This is a genomic window from Algoriella sp. (genome assembly GCF_036647415.1).
Classification (GTDB): Bacteria; Bacteroidota; Bacteroidia; order Flavobacteriales; family Weeksellaceae; genus Empedobacter.
The window spans coordinates 1-17,495 of the sequence record NZ_JAVXKG010000048.1; the positions used below are offsets into that span (position 1 = coordinate 1).

Sequence of the window (17,495 nt, forward strand, 5' to 3'; positions counted from 1 at the left end):
CTGATTTATTGTATTGTGCGTGATTCCATCCCCAATAAACATAAAATTTACCTTTATTATTTTTTCCTTGTCCGAAAACTGTTACAAATACAGCTAACAAAAACATTACACTTATATACTTTTTCAAAATTTAAACTTTTTGCAAATTTATTGTTAATAAAATGGACAAAAAATGATTTATGATAATATTAACGCTTAACTATGATACTTAAAATCAATAAATATTATTAGGCTTTATAAAATAAAATGATGTATAAAACACGTTATTGTACCTTTGTATCTAATTATGTATTTTGATAATTTTAGTAATAAAACCGTTAATTCGAGTAGAATTCTGTAAGAATTTGTATCGAAAAAAAAGGTTTTAGGAGATAAAATTCTATTCTCGATACAATTTTTATTCATTCTTGTATTGAGTTTATCGAAGTGTCATTTATAAAAATCACTCGAACTGACGAATTTTAATTCAAAATGCACAACAGGTACCTTTGGATTAGATTTTATCATTAAAAAACCATTTTTACATATTTCATATTTTTTTAATATTTCATTAACGTAATAAAATAAAATGATAAATATTTATTAAAAATTATTTTTTCTGTTTTCTATTTAAAATTAAACTTATATTTTTGTCGGAAATGAATAACTACCTAGTAAAACATATTGTCGGAATATTTTTCTCGATGCTTTTGATGTTCTCTACGAACCTTCAGGGGCTTGCTGGGTATATTGATTATACTATAAAATTAGAAGAAAAAGCAAAACATGATTCGGATAAAAACGAATCAAAAGCTTTATTCTCTCAAACTTCTACAGAAGAAGAAAACAATCAAAAAAATAATTCTTCAAAAGAAATTACAGAAAAAATTCAATATTTTCATCAAATCAATTTATTTACTTTTTTTGATGCAAAACAAAAATCTTTTTCTAGTTATTACCATTCGAATAACTATACCTCAACAAATAATGGGGTAACTACACCACCTCCCGAATTTATTTAATATCAATTTATCATTTGTTAAACTCATCCTTCCTATTTTGGAATAAGGATTGTTTAGCTATTATTTTTCAATATTAAATAAATTATTTAAAATTCTTTATGAATCTTTTTCAAAATTGGAAAAAGGACATACCTGCGAGTATTGTTGTCTTTTTCGTTGCATTACCTTTATGTTTAGGTGTTGCCTTAGCTAGTGGTGCGCCGGTATTTTCTGGTATTATTGCCGGTATCGTTGGTGGTATTGTAGTTGGTTTAATTTCTAAATCGCCAATTGGTGTTTCAGGACCAGCAGCAGGCTTAGTTGTTATTGTATTGAATGCAATAACAGATTTAGGCGCTTATGAATTATTCTTAGTAGCTGTAGTAATTGCAGGTATTTTTCAGATATTATTAGGTATTCTGAAAGCCGGAGTTATCGGATATTATTTTCCCTCATCGGTTATCAAAGGTATGTTGTGTGCCATTGGTATCTCTATATTTTTAAAACAAATTCCTTTAGCTTTAGGCTACACAGAAAAATTTAGTTTAGGTGATTTTAGTTTAGATTTTATCACTCCTGGAGCAATTATTATAACAGCTGTTTCATTATTAATCTTAATTGTTTGGGATAATATTTTAGCCAAAAAATCTAACTTTTTCAAATTATTACCAGGTTCATTAGTAGCCGTTTTAGTTGGTATTGTCTATCAATTAACAATTGGAGGTTCTAACCATGATGTTTTTGCTATTGACGAAAACTTATTAGTAAAAGTTCCTGTACCAGAAAGCGTTACAGATTTTATAGGACAATTTACTTTTCCTGATTTTGCAAACGGATTAACAAATCCAATGGTTTGGCAAGTTGCCTTTACTATTGCAATTGTAGCGTCTTTAGAATCTTTATTATCAGTAGAAGCGACAGATAAATTAGACCCATTAAAACGTCAAACACCAACAAATCGCGAATTAATAGCACAAGGTGTTGGTAACTCTTTATCTGGTTTTATAGGTGGTTTACCTGTAACACAAGTTATTGTGCGTTCGTCTGCAAATGCAATGAGCGGTGGAGTTTCTAAACTTTCTACAATTACACACGGTGCATTATTATTGGTAAGTGTTATCTCTATTCCGATGTTTCTTAACTTAATTCCGAATGCAGTTTTAGCAGCAGTTTTATTAGTTATTGGATACAAATTAGGGAATCCAAAACAATTTTTGGACATGAAAAAACTAGGAAAAGATCAATTAGTTCCTTTTGTAGTTACTGTTGTTGCAATTTTAACTACTGATTTATTAAAAGGTATCATTATCGGTTTGGTAGTTGGTGTAGTGGTTTCGTTAATCAAATCGTACAACAACTCGCACGTAATGTTGGTAAAAGAAGGAAATGTATTTCACATGAACTTCGCCGAAGAGGTAACTTTTGTTAACCGAGGTGCAATTGTAAAAGAATTAGATGGTTTGAAACCTGGTTCTAATCTTGAACTAGATGTTCGTAAAACAAGAATTTTGGATTATGATATTATTGAATATTTAGATGAATTTAAAGTTAAAGCAAAAAATAACAACATCAATATTCGACTGATTTCCGAACGTGGAACAGTCGATAATCCACCATCTTTCCGAGAATTCTTTGGCTATGTATTAGTAGCTGGAGCGCATTAATCAGAAAAAACATTTTTTAAAATTAAAACACACACAATTAAATTAAATATAATGAAAACACATACATCAGAAACTCAATCAACTATAACTCCAGAGAAAGCATTAGAATTTTTAAAGGAAGGAAATTCAAGATTTGTACAAAACCTAAAAGCGAATAGAGATTTGCTTTCGCAAGTAAATGATACAAGAGAAGGACAATGGCCGTTTGCAGTTGTTTTAAGTTGTATTGATAGCCGTACTTCTGCCGAGCTTATTTTTGACCAAGGTTTAGGCGATATTTTTAGTGTACGAATTGCGGGTAACTTCGTTAATCAAGATATTTTAGGATCGATGGAATTCGGAACAAATGTAGCTGGTTCTAAACTAATTGTTGTCTTAGGACACACAAAATGTGGTGCATTAAAAGGTGGATTAGATGCTGCTGCAATTCACACAACGGGAATGAATAATTTATGTCATTTGGTTGATCATTTCAATCCAATTATCGAAGAAATTATCCAAGACGGCGAAGAACGTTCTTCTAAAAATGCAGATTTATTAGAAAGATTGAATCACCAAAATGTAAAACAAACTATAGAAGATATTCGTAATCAAAGTACGACATTAAACACCTTAGAAAAAGAAGGTAAAATAAAAATAGTTGGTGCAAACTACGATGTCGAAACAGGCGTTGTAACTTGGATATAAAACATAAACTTTTTTAGATAAAGATTTTTAGTAATGTAAAAAGCCACTCTAGTTAGAGTGGTTTTTGTTGTTTATTATAATGGTTTAAATGGTATCACTCCTTTTTTAATCAGCTCCGATTTTATTTTATCTGCATAATTATTCGCGAACTTTTCTTTTTCCTCTTTCGGAAGATTTACATGAATATCATTTCGTTTCTCCCATTCATCAATTTTTTCATCCTCATGACCTAGTTTTTCTACTTGTTCTAAATAATGCACATAATGTCCAAACTCATGTAATAATGTTCTATATAACTGAGTATTTCTTGCAAATTCAGATTCTATTTTAGATGTAAAATATTTATTATTTTCTTCAAATATATGTCCATCATTTTTAAGTCTTTCAAATTCTTTTCGTTCGTCAACTGATAGTTTTTTACTCCAAATCAATCGTGAATCTTTATCAATAGATTCTAAAATAATAGCAGGAAAATCTTCTTTCTCGAATTCATATAAATAAATTAATCTCCCCCAGACACTCGAAATAATTTGCTCCTTTCGCTTTGGTTGTCTCAAAACTATAAATTTTAAATCTCCATAATCCTCAACAGGTATATTTGAAATAACTTTCACAATATCATTTATTGAACAAGTATGAACAGAGTTCTCTCGTGTTTTTTCCACAACAAATACAAACTCATGATTATTGATAATTCGAATCTCCTTTTTATAATCAGTAAGTTTTTCAAAAAAAGATTGATAATTACCATAAGGTGTAGAAATAGTTAATTTATTATTCTGCCCCAAACCTTGTTTAGTAGTCCCTATATTTCTATTTCTTCTTGAAGGATTTAACATATTAGTTTTTTAATTTAATAAATATACAACTTCACTAATTTGAATACGTCTTTTACTAAGCTAACTTATTTCGAAACCTCATCGGGGTGGTAAAATCTCAATAACGTAAAAAATCTATTCTCGATACAATTTTTATTCATTCTTGTACTGAGTTTATTGAAGTATCATTACTAAAAAATCACACGAATTGACGAATTATTGTCCTGCTGAATTTATTTCAGCATCTCATCTAATTTATACGATTCTGAAACGAATTCAGAATGACAGTATGTTATTAACAAATTTACACATTTGCTAATTAGCTAATTGTCAAATTACCACTTTCTTCGGTAACTCTTTCAAGAAATTGTAACGTTTTTGGACAAAATCCATCATACAATAAAAGTGATCAAGACCATTTGTTACCATCAAATAGTTGCTTCCTAAGACAATATTATAACGCGCAATTTGGTCGAAAGTTGCTTGATTAATTGCAATATGCGGCGCCTTACATTCTACCATAATAAAAGGTTTTTCTTGCTGATAAACCACAATATCGGCACGTTTTCGCATTCCGTTGATTGGGATTATAACTTCCAAGGCAATTGCAGAAGTTGAATAACCTAATTCATCTACCAAAAACTTCAGCACATGTTGTCGTACCCACTCTTCGGGCGTATAAATCATCCAATTTTTTCTAATCATGCAAAAGATATACAATTTATCTTGGGCTTGTTTCAATCTTATTTGGTAATTTTCGGGAAAATTTAATTGCACTAATTCAGTCATTGTATGAGTCCTGTAGAATCTTTAATCAAAGATATAAAAAACAAAAACTATAAACCGATTTACTTCTTGGCGGGCGACGAACCGTTTTTCATCGATCAGGTAACTGATTTGTTGGAAGAGAGTATTTTACCAGAAGAAGAAAAAGGTTTTAACCAAACAATAGTTTACGGACAAGATGTAGAAATTGGACAATTAATAGGAATGGCGCGTCAATATCCGATGGGTGCAGAAAAAGCTGTAGTCATTGTAAAAGAAGCGCAACATTTGAGTAGAACAATCGATCAGCTCGAAATGTATGTGAATCAAGTGCAAGAATCAACAGTTTTAATCATCAATTACAAAGGAAATTCACTTGATAAGCGCAAAAAAATCTACAAAGTTCTGAATGAAAAGGGTTATTATCATGAATTCAAAAAGATTTATGAAAGTGAAATTCCTGTTTGGATAGAGCAAAAAGTTGCGGCGAGTCAATTCAAAATTGAACCAAAAGCAAAATTTCTTTTGACTGATTATGTTGGTGCAGATTTATCACGATTGAACAATGAATTGGAGAAATTATTCACAATTGTTGGTGCAGAAAAAATCATTACGCCTCATCATATCGAAGAAAACATCGGAATTAGTAAAGATTACAATGTTTTTGAGCTGAGAAACGCCATCGAAACAAAGAACATCGAAAAGGCTTTTAAAATCATCAAATATTTTGAGAAAAACCCGAAAGATAATCCGTACGTTGTCTCAATTACCACGATTTTCAATCTATTTACCAATATTATTCAAGTTCACATAACGGCAGATAAATCAAAACAAAATTTGGCAAAAGTATTGGGAATTAATCCTTTCTTTGTACAAGGAATGGTAACGGCCGCGAGTAATTATCCACTGAAAAAAGCAACGCGAATTATCTCTTTTATCCGAGAATATGATATGAAAGGAAAAGGTGTTGGTTCGACAGGAAATGTGACGTCAAGTCAATTATTAATCGAATTAATTTATAAGATTATCAATCTATAATAATTCGTAAACAAGACAAACTAAATAAGATTAACTAAATTTGTAAAAAATAAAATCACACAATGGAAAATAATGTAAGAGATGTTATCATCATAGGTTCTGGACCTGCTGGTTTTACAGCCGGTATTTACGCTGCTCGTGCAAACATGAACCCGTTAATTTTAACAGGAATGGAGCCAGGTGGACAATTAACAACAACAACCGATGTTGAGAATTTTCCAGGTTATCCAGAAGCGGTAACTGGACCAGAATTGATGGCGGATTTACAAAAACAAGCAGAGCGTTTTGGGACAGAAATAAAATACGAATATGTAACAGAAGTTATTTTTGGAGAAAAAGAAGGTGATGTACATACTGTAAAATCAAATATTGGTACATACGAAGCACGTTCTATCATTATTTCGACTGGTGCAACGGCAAAATATTTAGGTTTACCAGATGAAACAAAATATGCTGGTAGCGGAGTTTCGGCTTGTGCAACTTGCGATGGTTTCTTTTACCGTGGTAAAGATGTTGCTGTAGTTGGAGGTGGCGATACGGCTGCTGAAGAAGCGACATATTTAGCAAAACTTTGTAGAAAAGTGTATTTATTGGTTCGTAAAGATGAAATGCGCGCGTCTAAAGCGATGATACAACGTGTTGAGAACACACATAATTTAGAAGTTTTATATAACCATGAATTGATTGGTTTAGAAGGAAATAATGTTGTAGAAAAAGCAAAAATCATCAATAATATTTCTAATGAAGAAAAAGAATTAATCGTTGATGGAGTTTTCATCGCGATTGGACATAAACCGAATACAGATTTATTCAAAGGAAAATTGGATATGGACGAAACGGGATATTTAATCACGCAAGATCGTTCGTACAAAACAAATATTCCTGGTGTTTTTGCAGCAGGAGATGTGCAAGATTCTGTTTACAGACAAGCTATTACAGCGGCTGGTTCTGGATGTTCGGCAGCTTTGGATGCAGAACGTTATGTTGCAGAATTTTTTGATGAAGTGTAAAAAAACAATTTTATCTATACAAAAAGCAGTACATTTTTTATAATTGTACTGCTTTTTTTGTTTTGGATATATTATTTTATTCTATTATAAATTTAGCATTTAGCTCTGTTTCAACTTTTATTTTTTGAAATTCAATATCAAGCGGTTCAAATTTACTTTCCTTAAAAGCATTCATACCACGAATCTGTAAGCCTGCAACTTGACCAGAAAAAGAATTTGAAACATTATTATTATCTGATATAAATATTACTTTTCCTACTTTTTGACCAAGAGGCTCCGTCATAAATTTAGCATTAATTTTAGCTTTCAAAATTGCTTTTGATTTTAGTTCTAATTTCAATTGCTCAATTTTCGAATATTCAGTTTTTTCAAGAAAAACATTAGAAATTTCTGTATTTTCAAGTTCAACAATGACTTTTCCTGCTGTTTTTGCATCATAAACCAATAAAGTATATGATTTTGCCTTTAGTACTTCTTGTTGTTTTAAAAAGTATTTTTTGAAATTACTTGACAAATCATTTAATGATAACTGTTTTGACAAATCAATTCCTATCGAAGTCAATTTATTCGCCATTCTTTTCTCCAATTCTTCAACAGAAATTTTTCCTTTTGTATCTTTTTCGGAAATTACAATTGTTAAATAAATTCTGTCAGGAATTACAAGTGTATCAACTTTTACAGTAGTTTCTACATACGGTAAATCAATAAAACTCTTGGTTTGTGAGAAAACTGAATTTGATATTAAAAGTAAAAATAGGATTTTAAAATAGTTCATTTTGTTATTTTTTTTGAATGATGTATTATTTTATTTCTTGTTCTAAAGAATATTTTTTATTAATCTTTTTAATTGATTGTGAATTTATTGGATAGAAAATAGATTGATAAATAAGTTCATCAATTACATATTTCAATGATTTTTGAATCTCTTCTTCAGTTAATTTTTCAATAAAAATTGTATTAGAAAACAAGGAGAATCCATTTTCTTCGAAAATTTCTTTAGCGCGTATATACGTTACAAATGTTACATGATATTTAGATTTATCTTCTAATAAATTAACAATAACATCTATTTCATCATTCAAGACATTATCAATCTTATGTAACAATTCAAAAGTAAAATTCATTTTAATTTATTTATACCAACTACTATACATCAAATAATTATTTGCGATACGCTCTATCTCGCCTTCTTTCAAGCTTTGTGGTACATCTTTTATTTTTTTTGCAGGAATTCCAGCCCATAATTCGCCCTCTTTTACATGCGTTCCTTTAGTTAAAATAGCACCAGCAGCAATCAAGGAATTAGACTCAACAATACAATCATCCATTACAATTGCTCCCATTCCAATCAAAACATTATCGTGTATTGTACAACCATGTACAATCGCATTATGCCCTACTGATACATTATTTCCAATAATTGTTGGTGATTTTTGATACGTTGCATGTATTGTTGCATTATCCTGAATATTTACTTTATTTCCCATTTTTATAAAATGTACATCGCCTCGCACCACTGCCGAAAACCAAATAGAACAATCATCGCCCATTTCTACTTCACCTACAACAACCGCATTATCTGCTAAAAAACAGTTATTACCAAACTTTGGAGCGTGTCCATTTAATTCTTTTATAATCGCCATAATAAAATCTATAATTCTGATGCTAAAGATACATTTTTATGGCGTATTTTTGTATTATTATGAGAGTACAAGAAGAAATTACCCCAAATAATAATGTGATGAAGTTCGTCTGTGACGTAACTTTAACACAAGGTGGTGTAGAATTTGACAAAGATTCTACTGCTGCCGAATCTCCATTAGCACAAGTTTTATTAACTATACCATTTATCAATAAAATCTTTATTACAGCTAATTTTGTAGCAATTGAAAAGATTGATGGAATTGATTGGGCTGATGTTGTAGAAGATTTGAAAGAAATCATCAACGATCATTTAGAAGAAAATGCAATTCTTGCACCAATGAAAAAAGCGCCAGTTTCTATTTATGCAGAAATGACGCCAAATCCTGCTGTGATGAAATTTGTTTCTAACACAATGTTAGCGCCAGAAATCATCGAAATAAAATCTAAAGATAAAGCTGCAGGTGTTCCATTAGCAGTTGCACTTTATCAAGAATATTCTTTTATAGAAGAAGTTTTTATTGTCGATAATTATATTTCGATAACAAAAAATGATTCAGAAGAATGGTCACTTTGGATGATGGATGTTCGTTCATTTATTACGAATTATTTACAAGCTGGAGGTCCGGTTTTTGAAGAATTTTATGAATTTACAACAGAAGCGCCAGAACATGTTGTTATAAAATCTGCTGAAGAATTTTCTACTGTAGAGCAACAAATAAAAGCTATTTTAGATGAATATGTACAACCTGCTGTTGCAAATGATGGTGGAAATATTGAGTTGATAGAATTTGACGAAGAAACACGTACTGCAAAAATGTTATTGCAAGGTGCATGTTCGGGATGCCCATCTTCTACAGCTACATTGAAAAATGGTATTGAAGGAATTTTAAAACAAATGTTGCCAGATGTTGTAGACAACGTGGAAGCAGTAAATGGATAAGATTATTTTTAATCATAAATATAAAAGCTCAGGGATTTTCCTGAGCTTTTTTGGTTTTATTTTAATTATTATTTTTAAAAGCTATTCATCAAAAAAATCGATAGAACGACGATAATTGTACAATAAATGTCTACGTCGGGCTTCTAAATCATTCACTCTAATTGATGAAATATCATCTATTTTGAAATATAAAGAACCTTCGTCAGTACCTTCTGTACCAACACATTTTAACTCGAAATCATCTTCGGTAACATTTCTTATAAAACCAGAAAATCGACTATCATTGTTTAATTGAATACGTGTAACATAATCTGTTTCGTCATTCAATTCATTCAAAATTTGAGTCATCCAATTTTCTTCGCTTGTTGCAGTTAATTGTATGTTTTTTTCTTCGTCTAACTCGTGATAATGTTCTTTCAAATAATTCAAACATTTGCAATAATCATCTACATCAATACGGTTAATCTTGAAAAATGGTTCCATCAGAATTCCATCTTTGTGTCCATATTTCGAAATATGTTGCATTGTAAAATATTCTTCATTAAAATCAAGAATATAACCTGCCCAAAAATTATCTCCGCCCGCATCATTATAAATCGCTATGATAGATTGATTGGCCTTTGATTGTTGTAATATTTTATAAAAATTTGAATTCATATTAATGTTGATAAAAGATTGAAATTACAACTCTTTTGGGACAAAAAAAAGGTTCTTGTTTTTTCAAGAACCTTATATTTTTTATTAATTTGTTTTTCTATAAATAATTGCTTCGTAAGTTAATGATTGCCAATTACCTTTCTGTAAATTGTCTAGTTTTATTTTTTTATAGACATTTTCTTCACTTGCAATTGTCATTGTAAATTGATTACGATCCATAATATTTTTCTCTGATAAAGAATAACTTACTTCAAATTTCTTTTTTGTTAATTTTTCTACTATCGGACGTAAATAGGCATCTACAGCTTCTACATTTTTATATTGTTCGTTCTTTGGAAATTGTACTTCAAAATAACCTTCGTAAGTAAAATCTGGTTCAGTTATAATCAAATTATATGGATCAGCAAATAAAGCTTGACGTTGTTTTTGGTAATCTTTCTCATTTTTATATTGACGCTTATCTTCTGAAAAAATAAGTGGATATTTATCTGCAATTACGGCTAATTTATCTGCATCGTACGTATACGCAATACCATCTCTAAAAACATTGTAAAACATTGGATTGATTAACCATTGATCTACAACTTTTTTGTCTTTTACCATATAAACCATAAATCCATTGTCTTGCGCCTGCATATTTGAAGATTGATAGCCATATTCTAACAATGGTTTTGCGAATTGTATAGCTGTCGAATTTTCTAAACTAAAATTGTATTTATTATATGTTTTTGCTTCATCTGATAAAGAAGCCATTCCATAAATTTTGGTAGATGCGTCTACATTTTTAGCATCAATCATAGAGGTTACTTGTGCCGTTGCAAATGAAGAACAAGCAATTGTAAGTGTAAGTAATAATTGTTTTATCATGAGTTAATCTTTCTTTTTATAAAATTCTGTTTTCAAATTTATTGATAAATTTCGATAAATACCTTCCCAGATGCTGTAATACTTCCACGATACATTCCTGCTGTATTAAAAGGAAAACTTGCTTCGCCATTTTTATTTAAAATAATCATTCCGCCATCTCCGCCCATTTCACCAATTTTTCTGATTACTTCTTTACCAGCTTCCTCCGAAGAAATTTCTTTGTATTTGATAAGTGCAGCAACATCATAAGCAGCAATAGCTTTTATAAAATATTCGCCCCAACCTGTACAAGATATTCCAACTTCATTGTTTGCATAAGTTCCAGCCCCAATAATTGGAGAATCTCCAACTCTACCATAACGCTTATTTGTCATTCCTCCAGTTGAAGTTCCTGCAGAAATATTTCCTTTATTATCTAATGCAACTGCTCCTACTGTTCCGAATTTTTCATCAACAAAATTGAACGGCACGTATGCTTGTGTATTTTTAGCATCATGATCTAATTCCATTTTTTCTTTGTCTTTTTCTAAAACTTTTTGCAAAGAATTCCAACGATCTTCTGTTCTAAAATAACTTGGATCTACAATTTCTAAACCTTGTTTTGTTGCAAATTCCTCTGCTCCTTTTCCCATCATCATAACGTGAGATGAATTACTAAGCACGGCTTTTGCTGCTAATATTGGATTTTTAATCGTTGTAACACCAGCTACTGCTCCAGCTTCCATTGTTTTTCCAATCATCAACGATGCATCCATTTCATTTTTTCCTTCATGTGTAAAAACCGCTCCTTTTCCTGCATTAAACAAAGGAGAATTCTCCATGACTTTTATGGCTTCAATAACTGCGTCTTCACTTTTTCCTCCATTTTTTATCACAGCATAACCTTTTTGTAGAGATTCTGTCAGTGCATTTTTATACGCCTTTTCTTTTTCAAGGGTCATATTCTTTTTCAGAATTGTACCAGCTCCACCGTGAATCACCAATACTACTTTATCTTGTTTTTGCGCACTAACAAACATCGTAAAACACAACAATGTAAAACCTACTATCTTTTTCATGAATAAAATTTTAATCAACTGTTAAAATTAGAAAAGAAAAAGCAATAATATTGTATATTAATAAAAGTTAAAAAAAATCATTCATTTTTAGCATTGATTTTGATTGATCTATTTTACACTGAATAAAACGATAAGAAAAACCTATGAATACAAACAAACATTACCTATCGAACAATGTGCTTCTGCAAATTGCTTTTATCCTAATCATTTTAATTGTTTTTGGATTAATTACCAATAATTTATTAAGCTTTTTCCCTGGATTTTTAGGCGCAATATGCTTATATGTTTTACTTTACAATCCATTACAATGGATGTTAAAAACAAAAAAATGGAACAAATTAACAAGCGTTATTTTATTAATGGTTGGTAGTGCCGTTTTTATTATTGGACCATTGTATTTATTAATTAAAATGCTAACAAACAAAGTTTTAGTTTTATTAAATGATACTGCTCAAATAAAAACTGACGTCAATAAAATTATAGAAATGTTGCAAACAAAATTTCATATTGATGTTTTTAGCGCAACAAACATCGAAAAAATAACACAAGTTGGTGGTAAATTATTAGAAAAAACACTAAACGCTTCTATGGATATGACTGTACAATTAGGAGTTGCTTTTTTGATTTTATACTTTATGTTAATGAATCATCAAAATCTAGAAAATTGGTTTTATAAAAATATTCCGATTCGTACCAATAATCTCAAAAGAATGAATAAAGATTTGAGAGATTTGGTAATTTCTAATGCAGTTGGAATGCCATTAACAGCTTTTATTCAAGCAATAATTGCCTATATTGGGTACTTAATATTTGGTGTAGATGATGCTCTTACATGGTTTATATTAACCATATTTGCAGCAATGTTACCTGTTGTTGGTGCTGCTATAATCTATGTTCCATTAGGCTTATTTCTTCTAGCAAAAGGTGATACAGGAAGTGCCGTTGGCTTACTTATTTACTGTTTTGTTGTCGTTGGCTTATCAGACAATGTTATTCGTTTAGTTTTACAAAAAAAGATGGCAGATGTTCATCCTTTGGTTACAATTTTTGGTGTCATAGTCGGGCTTAATTTATTCGGATTCATCGGAATAATATTTGGACCAATCTTATTTTCTGTTTTCTTTTGGTTAATAAAATTGTACAAATACGAATTTATTGATCCAAATCCTGAAGATTAATCATAAAAACCTTTCTTAAAAATGAGTATAGAAAATTTTAAATTCTTCAAACCATTAGAACTTCGTTGGAACGATCTAGATCCAATTGGTCATGTAAATAATGTTTTTTACTTTGAGTACTTCCAAATCGGACGTGCTTATTATATGCTCGATGTTAGTAAGCAATGGGATTGGACAAAACACATGTTTGTAATTGCACATATAGAATGTGATTATCAAAAAGAATTAACCTTAACAGCTATAAATCCAAAAGTAGGTTTACGTATAACTAAATTCGGTACAAAAAGTTTCGAATTTGAATATATTATCACAAGCACAAACCGAAAAGGTGAAAATGGAATTCACGCTATTGGAAAAAGTACACAAGTGATGATTGATATGCAACAAGGAAAATCTATAGAATTACCTGAATGGTTAGTTGAAGATTTTAAACTATATGAGGCCAAAATATAATCCTTCGTTATAAAATATAAGTGTAGTAGTTATTTTTTTTGAGAATTATCATTAAATTTAACTACTATTTTTTATTAAAAAATACTGCTTTATGAAAAATCTATTTTTAATGCGCCACGCAAAAAGCTGTTGGAATGAAAATGTTTCAGATCAATTTCGCTCAATTACAGAAAATGGAATTCATAAAACAGAAAAAGTAGCTCATTTTCTTCAAAATAATTATGATTTAAAATTTGATAAAATCTATACCAGTAAAGCTGTTCGCTCAAAAGAAACATCAGAAATTGTGCGTCCAATTCTTTTTTCTACTCAAAAAATAGAAATCGAAGAAGAGCTTTACACCTTTTCTCATTATTTATTAGATAATTGGATCAGAAAATTAGATAATCAATTGCAAAATGTTCTTATTTTTGGGCACAATCCTGCTTTTACTGATATAATAAATCAATTGGGCAGCGAAATGATTTACAACCTATCAACTTCCGGATTTGCTTGGATACAATTTGATTCTACAAATTGGAAAACAATCAAAAAAGGTAAAACCATGAAAATAATATTACCGAAAGAAATCGAATGAAAAAATATATAAATAGAGAAATTAGTTGGTTATCATTTAATGCACGTGTTTTACAGGAAGCCTCTGATGAAACTGTTCCATTGATTGACCGAATCCGTTTTTTAGGAATCTATTCTAACAATTTAGATGAGTTTTACTCTGTTCGCTATTCAGCTATTTTACGCTCAATTCAATTAAAAGATATCGAAAAAGTATATCAAAATATTGTTCCAGATCAGACTGATGAAGAATTAATTGAAGAAATAAATGAAATTGTTCGACAACAACGCGAGCAATACGACGAATTACACAATCAACTATTTAAGGAATTAGAATTGTATAAAATATTTGTTGTAGATAATCAATCTCTTCCAGAACATTTTATAGAATTTATTTCAGAATATTTTTACAATGAATTTATACACACTGTCGGAGTTTTTATTTTAGACGATATCAAAAAAGCTCCTCCATTACGTGATGGTTCATTTTATTTAGCTGTAAAAATGCAGTTAAAAGACAAAATACAATATGCTTTATTGATTGTACCAACTCATTTATTTCCTCGTTTTATTGTTTTACCAAATAAAGACGGAAATACCTATGTTATGTATCTTGAAGATATTATTCGTTATCATTTAAAAGATATTTTTAAAATGTTTGACTTCGAAAAAATTGAAGCACATTCTATAAAAATAACACGTGACAGCGAATTAGATTTTGATAATGATTTAGAACACAGTTTACTAGAAAAAGTAATTCACAGTTTAGAAAATCGTAAAAAAGGAGTTCCTGTTCGTTTAGTTTATGATTCGGAAATTGCGCCAGATACCTTAAAATTTTTCCTGAAAAAACTACGTTTAGATGACTACGATAGTATAAATCCTGGAGGAAAATATCATAATAAACGAGATTTGATGAGCTTTCCACATTTTGATATAGAAGGTTTAACCTACGAAAAGATTAAACCAATTATGCTAAAAGGTCCATTTAAATACAAAAGTTATTTCCAAGCTTTTACAGAAAAAGAGGAAATGATGATGGCGCCTTATCATGATTATTCATTATTATTAAAATTTTTGCGCGAAGCAGCAATTGATCCTAAAGTAACCAAAATTAAAATCACTATTTACCGTGTTGCAAAAGATTCACAAGTGATGCATTCCTTGATAAATGCAGCGATGAATGGTAAGGAAGTAACCGCAGTTTTAGAACTTCGTGCACGTTTCGACGAGTCGAATAATGCCATGTGGTCAAGAAAATTACAAGAAGCAGGTGTTAATGTTATTTTTGGAGTTCCGGGTTTGAAAGTACATTCAAAAATTGGTTACATAGAACGTAAACCTGAAGGTCATCTTGCCGAAAAATATGTTTTTATAAGTACAGGAAACTTTCATGCAGGTACTGCAAAAATTTACACAGATTATACATATTTCACAACCAATCCTGGTATTACGAAGGAAGTTGAACAAATTTTTAAATTTTTTGGAGCAAATTATTTAAACCAAAGTTACAGTCATCTTTTGGTTTCACCTTACGGAACGCGCCGTAAAATTGTAAAGATGATTAAGAAAGAAATTAAAAATCAACTTGCTGGTTTACCTGCGGAAATCAATCTAAAATTAAACAGTTTTAGCGATAAACAAATTATTGATTTACTTTATAAAGCATCTCAAAAAGGTGTCAAAGTAAGATTAGTTATTCGTGGTATCAATTCTTTAATTCCAGGAGTTAAAGGCATGTCAGAAAATATCGAATGTGTTAGCGTTATTGATAAATTTTTAGAACATCCACGTATTTATTGGTTCAAAAATGCTGGTGACGACAAAGTTTATCTTTCGTCAGCTGATATGATGGAGCGTAACTTGGACAGCCGCGTAGAAGTTGCTTGTCCTATTTATGATCAAAATTTAAGAAAAATTGTAATGGATACATTCGATTTAAGTTTTAATGACAATGTAAAAGGTCGCCAAATAACGGCTAAATCTGCGTTAGAATATAAAAGAAATAACCAACCGCTAAACAGGTCGCAATACACAACCTATGATTATTTTAAGAAATTAAACGACGAAGATAATGAAGATTAGAAAATTGGGGGCAATAGATATAGGTTCTAACGCCATGCGATTATTGATTAATTATGTTTACGAAGAAGAAGGAAAAGCACCAATATTTAATAAAACAAGTATTGTTCGCATGCCAATTCGATTGGGACATGATGTGTTTATAGATGGTTCTGTATGCGAAAATAACATAGAGCGAATTTGTGACGCCATGCAATCATACGCATTGATGATGAAAGTTTATGATATTGAAATTTATAAAGCTTATGCAACATCCGCTATGCGCGAAGCTTTAAATGGTAAAGATGTTATAAAAAAGGTAAAGAAAAGATCTGGAATTAATATCGAAATTATCAACGGAAAAACCGAAGCTGAAATTTTATTTAATACAGAATTAGGTGATTTTATAAATGACGGAAAAACATATTTATATGTAGATGTTGGTGGTGGTAGCACAGAATTAACTTTGCTGAAAGACGGTAAAGTTTTTACTTCTAAATCTTTTGAAGTTGGAACAGTTCGTCTATTAGAAAATAAAGTTGAGCCACATACATTTGATGAAATGAAAAAATGGCTGCAAGAAAATATAAAAAATGAAGAGATAGAATTAATTGGTTCTGGTGGAAATATTAACCATGTTTACAAATATTCTGGTGTAAAATTAGGCTTGCCTTTGAGTAGTTTATATGTAAAAAAACAATATCAAATTATGCAAACCATGACAGCTGAAGAACGTATGCAAAATTTCAATATGAAACCAGATCGTGCCGATGTAGTTGTTTATGCATTAGAAATTTACAACAATGTATTAAAATGGTCACACGCAAAAAAAATACATGTTCCAAAGATTGGTTTATCAGATGGTATCATCCGAACAATTTATAAAGATTTAGATAGATAGACAAGAAATACACTCCTATTTGGTCAAGAGAAATCTTGACCTTTTTTATACTAAATTGATAGATTAAGTTCTCAAAACTAGATAGATTTAATTTTTAATATCCAACTTTTTTCTTCAAAATATATTTTTTAATTTAGTTACTAATTAACACTATAATTTAAAAAATGAAGAAAAATTTAACGCTTATATTCTCTGCGTTTATTTTGTCTATGTCTGCGC

Annotated in this window: 19 protein-coding genes; 11 read left to right on the top strand and 8 right to left on the bottom strand. The window is 30.1% G+C overall.

The window, feature by feature from the left end:
- Positions 1-638 precede the first annotated feature (638 nt).
- The 3 genes from RSC72_RS14630 (at position 639) to RSC72_RS14640 (ending at position 3,331) form a co-directional block, all read left to right on the top strand.
- Positions 639-1,001, top strand: coding sequence for a hypothetical protein (locus RSC72_RS14630; RefSeq protein WP_332546768.1), 363 nt, complete (start codon positions 639-641; stop codon positions 999-1,001).
- A 98-nt stretch (positions 1,002-1,099) separates the two neighbouring features.
- On the top strand, positions 1,100-2,644 hold the full coding sequence (locus RSC72_RS14635) for a SulP family inorganic anion transporter (RefSeq protein WP_332546767.1): 1,545 nt from the start codon (positions 1,100-1,102) through the stop codon (positions 2,642-2,644).
- Positions 2,645-2,695: 51 nt separating this feature from the next.
- On the top strand, positions 2,696-3,331 hold the full coding sequence (locus tag RSC72_RS14640) for a carbonic anhydrase (protein WP_332546765.1): 636 nt from the start codon (positions 2,696-2,698) through the stop codon (positions 3,329-3,331).
- A 74-nt stretch (positions 3,332-3,405) separates the two neighbouring features.
- On the opposite strand, the gene RSC72_RS14645 is transcribed toward RSC72_RS14640, so the two are convergent.
- Complete coding sequence (locus tag RSC72_RS14645; protein ID WP_332546763.1) at positions 3,406-4,170, bottom strand: hypothetical protein; 765 nt, start codon at positions 4,168-4,170, stop codon at positions 3,406-3,408.
- Positions 4,171-4,479: 309 nt separating this feature from the next.
- Positions 4,480-4,938: a type I restriction enzyme HsdR N-terminal domain-containing protein gene (locus tag RSC72_RS14650; RefSeq protein WP_332546761.1), complete on the bottom strand. Its 459-nt coding sequence runs from the start codon at positions 4,936-4,938 to the stop codon at positions 4,480-4,482.
- Between the two features lie 3 nt (positions 4,939-4,941).
- Here RSC72_RS14650 and holA point away from each other — a divergent pair, with 3 nt between their 5' ends.
- On the top strand, positions 4,942-5,952 hold the full coding sequence (gene holA / locus RSC72_RS14655) for a DNA polymerase III subunit delta (protein ID WP_332566148.1): 1,011 nt from the start codon (positions 4,942-4,944) through the stop codon (positions 5,950-5,952).
- A gap of 62 nt (positions 5,953-6,014) precedes the next feature.
- Positions 6,015-6,962: a thioredoxin-disulfide reductase gene (gene trxB, locus RSC72_RS14660; RefSeq protein WP_332566149.1), complete on the top strand. Its 948-nt coding sequence runs from the start codon at positions 6,015-6,017 to the stop codon at positions 6,960-6,962.
- A 76-nt stretch (positions 6,963-7,038) separates the two neighbouring features.
- On the opposite strand, the gene RSC72_RS14665 is transcribed toward trxB, so the two are convergent.
- Genes RSC72_RS14665 through RSC72_RS14675 form a run of 3 tightly spaced genes read right to left on the bottom strand, consistent with a single transcriptional unit; the run spans position 7,039 to position 8,605 of the window.
- A complete protein-coding gene (locus tag RSC72_RS14665) occupies positions 7,039-7,737 on the bottom strand; it encodes an SIMPL domain-containing protein (protein WP_332546379.1) in 699 nt (232 codons plus the stop codon).
- A 25-nt stretch (positions 7,738-7,762) separates the two neighbouring features.
- Positions 7,763-8,086, bottom strand: coding sequence for a hypothetical protein (locus tag RSC72_RS14670; RefSeq protein WP_332546380.1), 324 nt, complete (start codon positions 8,084-8,086; stop codon positions 7,763-7,765).
- A 6-nt stretch (positions 8,087-8,092) separates the two neighbouring features.
- Positions 8,093-8,605, bottom strand: a complete 513-nt coding sequence (locus RSC72_RS14675; protein ID WP_332546381.1) for a gamma carbonic anhydrase family protein — start codon at positions 8,603-8,605, stop codon at positions 8,093-8,095.
- A gap of 56 nt (positions 8,606-8,661) precedes the next feature.
- Between RSC72_RS14675 and RSC72_RS14680 the strand changes: the two genes are divergently transcribed.
- Entirely contained in the window at positions 8,662-9,546 is an 885-nt protein-coding gene (locus tag RSC72_RS14680; protein WP_442878306.1) for a NifU family protein, read from the top strand.
- 81 nt (positions 9,547-9,627) lie between these two features.
- Here RSC72_RS14680 and RSC72_RS14685 read toward each other — a convergent pair whose 3' ends face one another.
- The 3 genes from RSC72_RS14685 to RSC72_RS14695 form a co-directional block, all read right to left on the bottom strand.
- A complete protein-coding gene (locus RSC72_RS14685; RefSeq protein WP_332546384.1) occupies positions 9,628-10,203 on the bottom strand; it encodes a hypothetical protein in 576 nt (191 codons plus the stop codon).
- Between the two features lie 84 nt (positions 10,204-10,287).
- Positions 10,288-11,070: a hypothetical protein gene (locus RSC72_RS14690; RefSeq protein WP_332546386.1), complete on the bottom strand. Its 783-nt coding sequence runs from the start codon at positions 11,068-11,070 to the stop codon at positions 10,288-10,290.
- A 38-nt stretch (positions 11,071-11,108) separates the two neighbouring features.
- The gene (locus tag RSC72_RS14695; protein WP_332546387.1) at positions 11,109-12,128 is read right to left on the bottom strand and encodes an isoaspartyl peptidase/L-asparaginase family protein; all 1,020 of its coding nucleotides are present in this window, start codon (positions 12,126-12,128) and stop codon (positions 11,109-11,111) included.
- Positions 12,129-12,271: 143 nt separating this feature from the next.
- Here RSC72_RS14695 and RSC72_RS14700 point away from each other — a divergent pair, with 143 nt between their 5' ends.
- From RSC72_RS14700 to RSC72_RS14720, 5 genes are all read left to right on the top strand, one after another.
- Positions 12,272-13,306, top strand: coding sequence for an AI-2E family transporter (locus tag RSC72_RS14700; RefSeq protein WP_332546388.1), 1,035 nt, complete (start codon positions 12,272-12,274; stop codon positions 13,304-13,306).
- A gap of 21 nt (positions 13,307-13,327) precedes the next feature.
- Complete coding sequence (locus tag RSC72_RS14705; RefSeq protein WP_332546389.1) at positions 13,328-13,759, top strand: acyl-CoA thioesterase; 432 nt, start codon at positions 13,328-13,330, stop codon at positions 13,757-13,759.
- A 91-nt stretch (positions 13,760-13,850) separates the two neighbouring features.
- Positions 13,851-14,336, top strand: coding sequence for a SixA phosphatase family protein (locus RSC72_RS14710; RefSeq protein WP_332546390.1), 486 nt, complete (start codon positions 13,851-13,853; stop codon positions 14,334-14,336).
- Positions 14,333-16,399: a polyphosphate kinase 1 gene (ppk1, locus tag RSC72_RS14715; RefSeq protein ID WP_332546391.1), complete on the top strand. Its 2,067-nt coding sequence runs from the start codon at positions 14,333-14,335 to the stop codon at positions 16,397-16,399. Before RSC72_RS14710 ends, ppk1 begins: the two co-directional genes overlap by 4 nt.
- Positions 16,389-17,276 (top strand): Ppx/GppA phosphatase family protein, encoded by an 888-nt coding sequence (locus RSC72_RS14720; protein ID WP_332566152.1) that lies wholly within the window; start codon positions 16,389-16,391, stop codon positions 17,274-17,276. Before ppk1 ends, RSC72_RS14720 begins: the two co-directional genes overlap by 11 nt.
- Positions 17,277-17,495 lie beyond the last annotated feature (219 nt).